General features: G+C 66.1%; 9 protein-coding genes. 3 read left to right on the top strand and 6 right to left on the bottom strand.

Annotated elements, in window-relative coordinates; all coding sequences use genetic code 11:
• The 3 genes from RMO40_RS03400 to RMO40_RS03390 form a co-directional block, all read left to right on the top strand.
• Positions 1-1,395 (top strand): M61 family metallopeptidase (locus tag RMO40_RS03400; RefSeq protein WP_309716334.1); only part of this gene is annotated, 1,395 nt, incomplete at its 5' end.
• On the top strand, positions 1,380-2,450 hold the full coding sequence (locus RMO40_RS03395; RefSeq protein WP_309716332.1) for a DUF3108 domain-containing protein: 1,071 nt from the start codon (positions 1,380-1,382) through the stop codon (positions 2,448-2,450). The genes RMO40_RS03400 and RMO40_RS03395, both read left to right, overlap by 16 nt.
• A complete protein-coding gene (locus RMO40_RS03390) occupies positions 2,447-3,235 on the top strand; it encodes an enoyl-CoA hydratase (protein ID WP_309716329.1) in 789 nt (262 codons plus the stop codon). Before RMO40_RS03395 ends, RMO40_RS03390 begins: the two co-directional genes overlap by 4 nt.
• A gap of 147 nt (positions 3,236-3,382) precedes the next feature.
• Here the strand turns inward: RMO40_RS03390 and ruvC are convergent, their stop codons facing one another.
• The 6 genes from ruvC to dusB form a co-directional block, all read right to left on the bottom strand.
• On the bottom strand, positions 3,383-3,931 hold the full coding sequence (ruvC, locus tag RMO40_RS03385; protein WP_309716327.1) for a crossover junction endodeoxyribonuclease RuvC: 549 nt from the start codon (positions 3,929-3,931) through the stop codon (positions 3,383-3,385).
• A gap of 81 nt (positions 3,932-4,012) precedes the next feature.
• Positions 4,013-4,981, bottom strand: coding sequence for a phosphatidate cytidylyltransferase (locus RMO40_RS03380; protein ID WP_309716324.1), 969 nt, complete (start codon positions 4,979-4,981; stop codon positions 4,013-4,015).
• A 28-nt stretch (positions 4,982-5,009) separates the two neighbouring features.
• Positions 5,010-5,654: a 1-acyl-sn-glycerol-3-phosphate acyltransferase gene (locus RMO40_RS03375; protein ID WP_309716321.1), complete on the bottom strand. Its 645-nt coding sequence runs from the start codon at positions 5,652-5,654 to the stop codon at positions 5,010-5,012.
• A 45-nt stretch (positions 5,655-5,699) separates the two neighbouring features.
• Positions 5,700-7,271 carry a bifunctional phosphoribosylaminoimidazolecarboxamide formyltransferase/IMP cyclohydrolase gene (purH, locus tag RMO40_RS03370; RefSeq protein ID WP_309716319.1) on the bottom strand — a complete coding sequence of 524 codons (1,572 nt, stop codon included), beginning with the start codon at positions 7,269-7,271 and terminating at the stop codon, positions 5,700-5,702.
• A 9-nt stretch (positions 7,272-7,280) separates the two neighbouring features.
• The gene (locus tag RMO40_RS03365; protein ID WP_047493747.1) at positions 7,281-7,517 is read right to left on the bottom strand and encodes a Fis family transcriptional regulator; all 237 of its coding nucleotides are present in this window, start codon (positions 7,515-7,517) and stop codon (positions 7,281-7,283) included.
• Positions 7,514-8,490: tRNA dihydrouridine synthase DusB (dusB, locus tag RMO40_RS03360; RefSeq protein WP_309716315.1), on the bottom strand; the 977-nt coding region annotated here is incomplete at its 5' end. The genes RMO40_RS03365 and dusB, both read right to left, overlap by 4 nt.

Here is an 8,490-nt window from a genome sequence, read left to right as displayed (position 1 = left end):
GTGCATGGCCGCGAGGCCGAGCCGCAGCGCCTGGAGCTGCGAGGCCTGCCCAAAGGTTGGAAGGTCGCAACCGCCTTGCCCGCGATCAAGGCCCAGACCTTCGAGGCGGCCGACTACGACGAGCTGGTCGACCACCCGGTGGAAATGGGCACGTTCTGGCGCGGCGAGTTCAAGGCCGCCGGTGTGCCGCATGAGTTCGTGGTGGCCGGTGCCTTGCCCGACTTCGACGGCGAGCGCCTGCTGGCCGACGCCCGCCGCATCTGCGAGGCCGAGATCGGCTTCTGGCACGGCAAGAAAAAAACCTTCTTCAAACGTTACGTCTTCATGCTCAACGTGGTCGAAGACGGCTACGGCGGCCTGGAGCACCGTGCGAGCACCGCGCTCATCGCCTCGCGTCGCGACCTGCCACAACGCGGCAAGACCGATGCGAAGGATTTGAGCGACGGCTACGTCACCTTGCTCGGGCTGATCAGCCACGAGTACTTCCACACCTGGAACGTGAAGCGCCTGCGCCCGGCCGAGTTCACACGCTTCGACTACACCCAGGAGAACTACACCGAGCTGTTGTGGTTCTTCGAAGGGTTCACGTCTTACTACGACGACCTGCTTCTGCTGCGCGCCGGCTTGATCGACGAAGCGCGCTACCTGAAGCTGCTGGCCAAGACACTCACCGGCGTGCTGGGCCTGCCCGGCCGCAAGGTGCAAAGCGTGGCTCAGGCGAGCTTCGATGCGTGGGTCAAGTACTACCGAGGCGACGAGAACACACCCAACGCCACCATCAGCTACTACACCAAGGGATCGCTGGTCGCGCTCGCGCTCGACCTCACCTTGCGCCACGAAGGCCAGGGCTCGCTCGACGACGTGATGCGCCTGCTGTGGGAGCGCAGCGAGGGCGGGCCGATCAGCGAGGCCGACATTGCCGCTGCGCTGGCCGAGGTGGGCGGCCGGTCTTACGCCAAGGAACTCCGGCAGTGGGTGCACGGCACCGACGACCTGCCGTGGCAAAGCCTGCTCGCCAAGGCCGGCGTGGCCTGGAACCAGCAGCCGCCCAGCGTGGCGCAGCGCCTGGGGCTGCGTGCGTCGGAAAGCGCGCTCACCGGCATCAAGGTCAGCAACGTGTTGCGGGGTGGCGCGGCTGAAGCGGCAGGGGTGTCGGCCGGGGACGAGCTGATCGCCGTCGACGGTTGGCGCATTCGCCGGCTCGACGAGCTCACCCGTTTGATGACGGCCAAACAGCCAGCGCAGTTGATGCTGTCGCGCGACCAGCGCATGCAGACACTCGCCATCGAGCTGCCGCCCGAGCCCACCAGTGGCGCGGTGTCGCTCACGCTCGCGCCGGCCGACAAGACGCCCCAGGCTGCGTTTGCGCTGCGCCGGGCATGGCTGCCCAGCTGAACCCCGCGAGCCCGCGCCGCGTTCTGGCGGGCGTGGGCCTGGCGTTGGGGGTGATGGGGGTTCACTTCGGGGTGGCCGATGCGCTGGTGCGTCATGCCAGGCTACTCTCCGAGGCGCAGGCCATGCCGGCGCGCATGGAGGTGGTCTACGTGCGTGAGATGACGCTCGCCACACCACCATTGCGTTTGGCAGCCGCGCCCGCGCCGGTGAAGCGCCGGCCCGTGGTCCAGCCAGTGATGTCGGCGGCATCGGCACCACCAACTGCTGAGCCGGCCATCGCGCAAGCACTGCCACCTCCCGAGCCTGTGCCGCCCGAAGTCTTGGCCGCCGCAGCACCCGATGCTGCTGCGTCTGCTGCCGACACGGCGCCACCCTTCGAGTGGCCCGTCTCCACGCGCATGCGCTACGTGTTGAGCGGCCACTTTCGCGGCGAGGTGCACGGCGACGCGCAGGTCGAGTGGGTGCGCGCGGGCAGCCGCTACCAGGTGCACCTGGATGTGTCGGTGGGCCTGCTCGCGTCGCGCCGCATGAGCAGCGACGGCGACATCACGCCCGAAGGCCTGGCCCCACGCCGCTACGACCAGGAGACCAAGCTCGCATTCAGCGATGCCCAGCGCACCAGCGTGCGCTTCGAGGCCGAGCAGGTGTGGCTGGCCAACGGGCAGGTGATTCCGCGTTGGCAGGGGGTGCAAGACACGGTGAGCCAGTTTGTGCAGCTGGCCTGGATGTTCGACTCGCAGCCTGGCCGTTTGCGGGTGGGCCAGGTGGTCGAGATACCGCTGGCCATGCCGCGCCGGGTGTCGATCTGGGTCTATGACGTGGTCGAAGAAGAACTGCTTTCCACGCCCTTTGGCGAGGTGCAGGCCTTTCACCTGAAGCCACGCCGCGAGCCACGTGCGGGCGGCGACATGGTGGTCGACATCTGGATCGCGCCCCAGTTGCGCCATCTGCCGGTACGCTTTCGCATTCGCCCCGACCCCGAGGCTTACTTCGACCTGATGCTGGACCGCCGCCCCGAGCTGGCGGCCCCCGACACAACAAGGAACCCCCCATGACCTATGAATGCATCCTCACCGAACTGCGCGGCTCGGGCCCACGCAAGACCGGCCTGATCACGCTGCACCGCCCCAAGCAGCTCAACGCGCTGAACGACACGCTGATGGACGAGCTGGGGGCCGCGCTCCAGGCCTATGACACCGACGACGGCGTGGGCTGCATCGTCATCACCGGCAGCGAGAAAGCCTTTGCCGCCGGTGCCGACATCAGCGCGATGGCGGGTTGGGGCTACATGGACGTCTACAAGTCCGACTACATCACGCGCAACTGGGAGACCATCCGCTCCATTCGCAAGCCGGTGATCGCGGCGGTGGCCGGCTTCGCGCTCGGCGGCGGCTGCGAGCTGGCGATGATGTGCGACTTCGCCATCGCGGCCGATACGGCGCGCTTCGGTCAACCCGAGATCAAGCTCGGCATCATCCCCGGTGCCGGTGGCACGCAGCGCCTGCCGCGCGCTGTCGGCAAGGCCAAGGCCATGGACATGGTGCTCACCGGCCGCATGATGGACGCGGCCGAGGCCGAACGTGCCGGCCTCGTGTCGCGCGTGGTGCCGGCCGCCGAGTTGATGGACGTGGTGTTGGCCGCCGCACAAACCATCTGCGACTTCAGCGGCCCGAGCGTGATGATGGCCAAGGAAAGCGTGAACCGCGCCTACGAGTCACCGCTCTCCGAAGGGGTGCTGTTCGAGCGGCGCTTGTTCCACTCGCTGTTTGCGACTGAGGATCAGAAGGAAGGCATGGACGCGTTTGTGCACAAGCGCAAGCCGATATTCAAGCAGCGGTAGCTTGCTGGCCTTTTTTTTGGACGCAAAGGGCGCAAAGGAGGCGCAAAGATCGCAAAGGAATACAAAAGGGTTCTTCTCTTCTTTTTTCTTTTCGCCCTTCGCGTCCTGTTGGCGATCTTTGCGTCCCAAAAAGACCTCTCGCCAAACTCAGTAGCTACGCCCACCCTTGAATTGCGCCTTGGTCGTGCGGCCTCGCGCGGTGGCCTTCTCGATCGCCGCAAACGAGCGCGCTGCATGGGCGTGGCAGATCGCCAGGCCCAGCGCATCGGCGGCGTCCTTGCCCGGCACGCCTGGCAGCTTCAGCAGGCGCTTGACCATCTCTTGCACCTGCTCCTTGGTCGCATGCCCCGCGCCGACGATGGCCTTCTTCATCTGCAAGGCGGTGTACTCGGCCACGTCGATGTCGCTCGACACCAGCCCGGTGATGGCCGCGCCACGCGCCTGGCCCAGCAAGAGCGTGCTCTGCGGGTTGACGTTGACGAACACGATTTCGACCGAGGCACACTGCGGCTGGTAACGCGCGACCACTTCGCGCACGCCATCAAAGATCACCTTCAATCGCAAGGGCAGCTGGCCACTGTCGACCGCATCGGTCTTGATGGTGCCGCTGGCCACGTAGTGCAGCTCGCTGCCCTCGACGTCGATCACGCCGAAGCCGGTGGTGCGCAAGGCGGGGTCGATGCCGAGGATTCTCATGTCAAGCCTCGGCGCCGAGCCGCCTCAAGCGAGGCTTGCGCCCCTTGGGGGCAGGAGCGATCAGCGACTGGGGGGCGGTCATCATGCGCCGAAATACCAGCGAACGGAGTGGAAGAACACCGGGGCGGCAAAACAAAGAGGCGCTACTCGATCGAGTAGTCCCACCGCACCGGTCACCGACGCCCGCCCACCCCAATGCCGAACGCCCGCATCGCGCTTCAAGGCCTGCATCACCAGCGCCCCCAGCGTGCCGCAGCCCGAGGCGACGAACCCGATCAACAGGGCCTGCGGTGGCTTGAAGGGTGTCACCCAGTACAGCAACCCGCCCACCACACCGCCCGCGAGCGCGCCGATGGCCCAGGCCCGCCACGAGAAGGTGCGGCTGATCTGGCGTGCCACCGGGCGGCGGCGCATGCGCCGCCCGGCCGCCTGTTGCACGATCTGCGCGGTGGCCACCACCATCACCAGATAAAGCACGAGGAAGGCGCCACGGTCCTGGTAGTCCTGAAACTCCAGCAACAAGATCGCTGGTGCGTGGCTCATGCCGTACACGCAGACCATCACGCCCCATTGGATCTTGGCCGTGCGCTCCAGAAAGCGTGTCGGGTCGTTGCCCAGCGCGGCCAGGAAGGGCAGCGCCGCAAACGCATACACCGGGATGAAAACCGAGAACAGGTCGAAGTACTGCCCACCCGCCAGCATGTACTGCAGCGGCGTCACCACGAAAAAGGCGGCCAGCAGCGCGCGGTGGTCACCCCGCCGCGTGTGGGTGAGGGTGATGAACTCGCGCAGCGCAAGGAATGACACCACCGCGAACAGCAGGGTCGCGACAAAAGCGCCCGAGACCCACGACACCCAGAACAGCACCGTGCCGATCCACATCGCACGCAGGTCGTGCAGCATCGCGTCGTAGGCCGCCTGTTTGTCGCTGGGCATGTCGCGCAGCGAGCGTGTGAAGGCCACCGCCGTGGCGATGGCCAGCAGGCCGAAGATGATCACGAACAGCAGGCCGATCTGCTGCGAGACGGTGAGTTGGCGGAGCGCTCCCATCACACGGCTCCCGTGGCGTGTGTCGTCGTCATGCCGCCACCTTGCTCAGCGCGATGACTTCGTCGCGTGCGCGCGCCAGGAACTCGCGCTTGTCTTCACCGGGTTTCAGATGCATCGGTGCGCCGAAGGTGACCGAACACAGAATCGGCACCGGCACCACTTCGCCCTTGGGCATGACCCGGTGTACGTTGTCGATCCAGGTCGGGATCAGCTGCACTTCGGGGAACTGCTCGGCCAGGTGGTACAGCCCGGCCTTGAAGGCCTGCGGGTCGCCTTTGTTGCCGCGTGTGCCCTCGGGAAAGATGACGAGCGAGTCCCCGTTGCGCAGCGCTTCGGCCAGAGGCTCGAGCGGGTCTTCGTCTTCGGTTCCAGGATGGGAACCGTCCTTCGTCCGGGTGCGGCTCACGTAGACGGCGTTGAACACCTCACGCGTGATCCAGTGTTTGAACGGCGAGGCCGTCCAGTAGTCGCGCGCGGCGATGGGCCGTGTTTGGGCGCGCAGGTCGCGCGGCAGCGCGGCCCAGATCAGCACCCAGTCGAAATGGCTCTGGTGGTTGGCAAAGTAGATGCGCTGCTCGGCCTTGGGCGGGCTGCCATACCAATGGCCTTGTGCGCCCGTGATCAGGCGCGCCAGAAAGGCCAGCAGCAGGCCTGCCGCTTCAGGGCGCGTCATGCGTGAATCACCGTTCGGGCTGAGCCTGTCGAAGCCTGCGCGTGATCAATGGCGGAAGTGCCGCACGCCGGTCAGCACCATCGCGATGCCGTGTTCATTGGCGGCGCCGATGACCTCTTCGTCGCGCATGCTGCCCCCGGGGTGGATCACGCTGGTCGCCCCGGCTTTCACCAGCTCGTCCAGCGTGTCGCGGAACGGGAAGAACGCATCGCTCGCCACGGCCGAACCCTTCAGCGACAGACCCGCCGCCTCGGCCTTGATGCCGGCGATGCGTGCCGAATCGAGCCGGCTCATCTGGCCCGCACCGACACCCAGCGTCATGCCGCCGGCGCAGAACACGATGGCGTTGCTCTTCACGTACTTGCCCACCGTCCAGGCGAACAGCATGTCTTGCAGCTGTTGCGGTGTGGGCTGGGCCTTGGTGACGACCTTGAGGTCGGACAGCTTCAGCTCGTGGTTGTCAGCGCTCTGGATCAGGAGGCCCGAGCCGATGCGCTTCACGTCTTGGGCATTGCGGCCCTGCTCCCACGCCGTGGCGCCGCCCGTGGGCAATGCGATCTGCAGCACGCGCACATTCTTCTTGGCCGCGAAGATCGCCAGTGCCTCAGGTGAGAAGGCCGGTGCGATCAGCACTTCCATGAACTGCTTGGACACCTGCTCGGCGGTGGCTGCATCGACTTCGGTGTTGAAGGCGATGATGCCGCCGAAGGCCGAGGTCGGGTCGGTCTTGAAGGCCTTGGCATAGGCCTCGCCCGCGTTGGCGCCGAGCGCCACACCGCAGGGGTTGGCGTGTTTGACGATCACGCAGGCCGGGGTGTTGAATGACTTCACACACTCCCAGGCCGCATCGGCGTCGGCGATGTTGTTGTACGAGAGCTCCTTGCCTTGCAGCTGCTTGCCGGTGACGAGCGAGCCGGGCGCGGGGAACAGGTCGCGGTAGTAAGCCGCGGTCTGGTGCGGGTTCTCGCCGTAGCGCAGGTCTTGCAGCTTGACGAAGCGGCCGTTGCTTTGCGCTGGGTAGTCGCTTCGGAAGCCATCGGCTTGCAGCGACGAGAGGTAGTCGCTGATGGCGGCGTCGTAGTTCGAGATGCGGTTGAAGGCGGCTACTGACAGCGCGAACTTGGTTTCCTTGCTCACGCTCTGGCTGGCCTTCAGCTCCGCGAGCACCTGCGCGTACTGCGACGCGTCGGTCAGCACCGCCACGTCTTTCCAGTTCTTGGCCGCAGAGCGCACCATGGCCGGGCCGCCGATGTCGATGTTCTCGATGGCGTCTTCGAGCGTGCAGCCGGGCTTGGCGACGGTGGCCTCGAACGGGTAGAGGTTCACGCACAAGATGTCGATGGTCGAGATCTGGTGCTGCTGGATGGCTGCCATGTGCTCGGGCAGGTCGCGGCGCGCCAACAGGCCGCCGTGGATGGTGGGGTGCAGCGTCTTCACGCGGCCGTCGAGCATCTCGGGAAAGCCGGTGTGGTCGGCCACCTCGGTGACGGGCAGGCCCGCATCGGCCAGCAACTTGGCGGTGCCGCCGGTGGAGAGCAGCTTCACGCCGAGCGCGTGCAACTCGCGCGCAAATTCGAGCACGCCGGTTTTGTCGGAGACGGAGATCAGGGCTTGCATGAGAACCTTTTACTTGACGAGCTTGTGGTCGAGCAGCTTGCGCCGCAGCGTGTTGCGGTTGATGCCCAGCCATTCGGCGGCGCGGCTCTGGTTGTTGTCGGCGTGTTTCATCACCACGTCGAGCAGCGGCTTCTCGACGACCTTCAAGATCATTTCGTACATCGCCGTGGGCTCCACGCCGCGCAGGTCCTTGAAATACGCTTCGAGACTGTCCCTCACGCATTCTTCAATGTGTTTCTTGCTCATGCTTCTTGTTCGATGAGAGTTATTTCGGTGGCTGCGTGGCGGGTGGCCGGCAGTCGGTGATGGGTGTCGGCCAGTTGGTCGAACCAGTCGGTCACGGCCCGCACCTGGGTGTCGCAGGTGTCGAGGGTGTTCATGAAGGCGCGAAAACTCTCGCCGCCGGGCAGGGCGCGCACGGCCCAGCCGATGTGTTTGCGCGCGGTGCGCACGCCGGCAAATTCACCATACAGACCGTAGTGCTCGTGCAGGTGTTCGAGCAGCCATCGTTTGGCCTGCAGCACTTCGGGCGCGGGCAGGTGCTCGCCGGTTTCGAGGAAGTGGGCAATCTCCCGAAAGATCCACGGCCGGCCCAGCGCGGCGCGGCCGATCATGATGGCGTCGGCCCCGGTCGCAGCGAGCACGTCACGCGCTTTTTCGGGGCTGTCGATGTCGCCATTGGCCACCACGGGGATGCGCAGCGCGGCCTTCACTGCGGCGATCGTCTCGTATTCGGCCTGGCCGGTGTAACCCTGCTCGCGTGTGCGGCCGTGCACCGTGACCATCGCCACGCCGGCGGCTTCAGCGGCGCGCGCCATGCGCACCGCGTTGCGCTCGGCCTGGCACCAGCCGGTGCGCATCTTCAGCGTGACCGGCACATTGCGCGGCGCACAGGCAGCGACCACGGCTTCGATGATGGCGGTGGCGAGCGGCTCGTCTTGCATCAAAGCTGATCCCGCCCATTGGGTGCATACCTTCTTGGCCGGGCAGCCCATGTTGATGTCGATGATCTGCGCGCCGCGGTCGATGTTGTAGGCGGCCGCTTCGGCCATCATGGCCGGCTCGGTGCCCGCGATCTGCACCGCGATGGGTGCGACCTCGCCCTCATGGTTGGCGCGGCGCGAGGTCTTGAGCGTGTCCCACAGGTCGCGGCGCGAAGTCACCATCTCGCTGACCGCATAACCGGCGCCGAGCTTTTTGCAGAGCTGGCGAAACGGCC

Origin of the sequence: Rhizobacter sp., assembly GCF_031412075.1 — a bacterium.
Classification (GTDB): Bacteria; Pseudomonadota; Gammaproteobacteria; order Burkholderiales; family Burkholderiaceae_C; genus Rhizobacter.
The sequence above is the reverse complement of the archived record's forward strand: the minus strand, read 5'-3'. Positions and strand labels throughout refer to the sequence as shown.

Coding starts and splice junctions, on each gene's coding strand:
- RMO40_RS03375 (WP_309716321.1), bottom strand. CDS start 5,654: ATGACGCGCCCTGAAGCGGCAGGCCTGCTGCTGGCCTTTCTGGCGCGC.
- purH (WP_309716319.1), bottom strand. CDS start 7,271: ATGCAAGCCCTGATCTCCGTCTCCGACAAAACCGGCGTGCTCGAATTT.
- RMO40_RS03380 (WP_309716324.1), bottom strand. CDS start 4,981: ATGGGAGCGCTCCGCCAACTCACCGTCTCGCAGCAGATCGGCCTGCTG.
- ruvC (WP_309716327.1), bottom strand. CDS start 3,931: ATGAGAATCCTCGGCATCGACCCCGCCTTGCGCACCACCGGCTTCGGC.
- RMO40_RS03390 (WP_309716329.1), top strand. CDS start 2,447: ATGACCTATGAATGCATCCTCACCGAACTGCGCGGCTCGGGCCCACGC.
- RMO40_RS03365 (WP_047493747.1), bottom strand. CDS start 7,517: ATGAGCAAGAAACACATTGAAGAATGCGTGAGGGACAGTCTCGAAGCG.
- RMO40_RS03395 (WP_309716332.1), top strand. CDS start 1,380: ATGGCTGCCCAGCTGAACCCCGCGAGCCCGCGCCGCGTTCTGGCGGGC.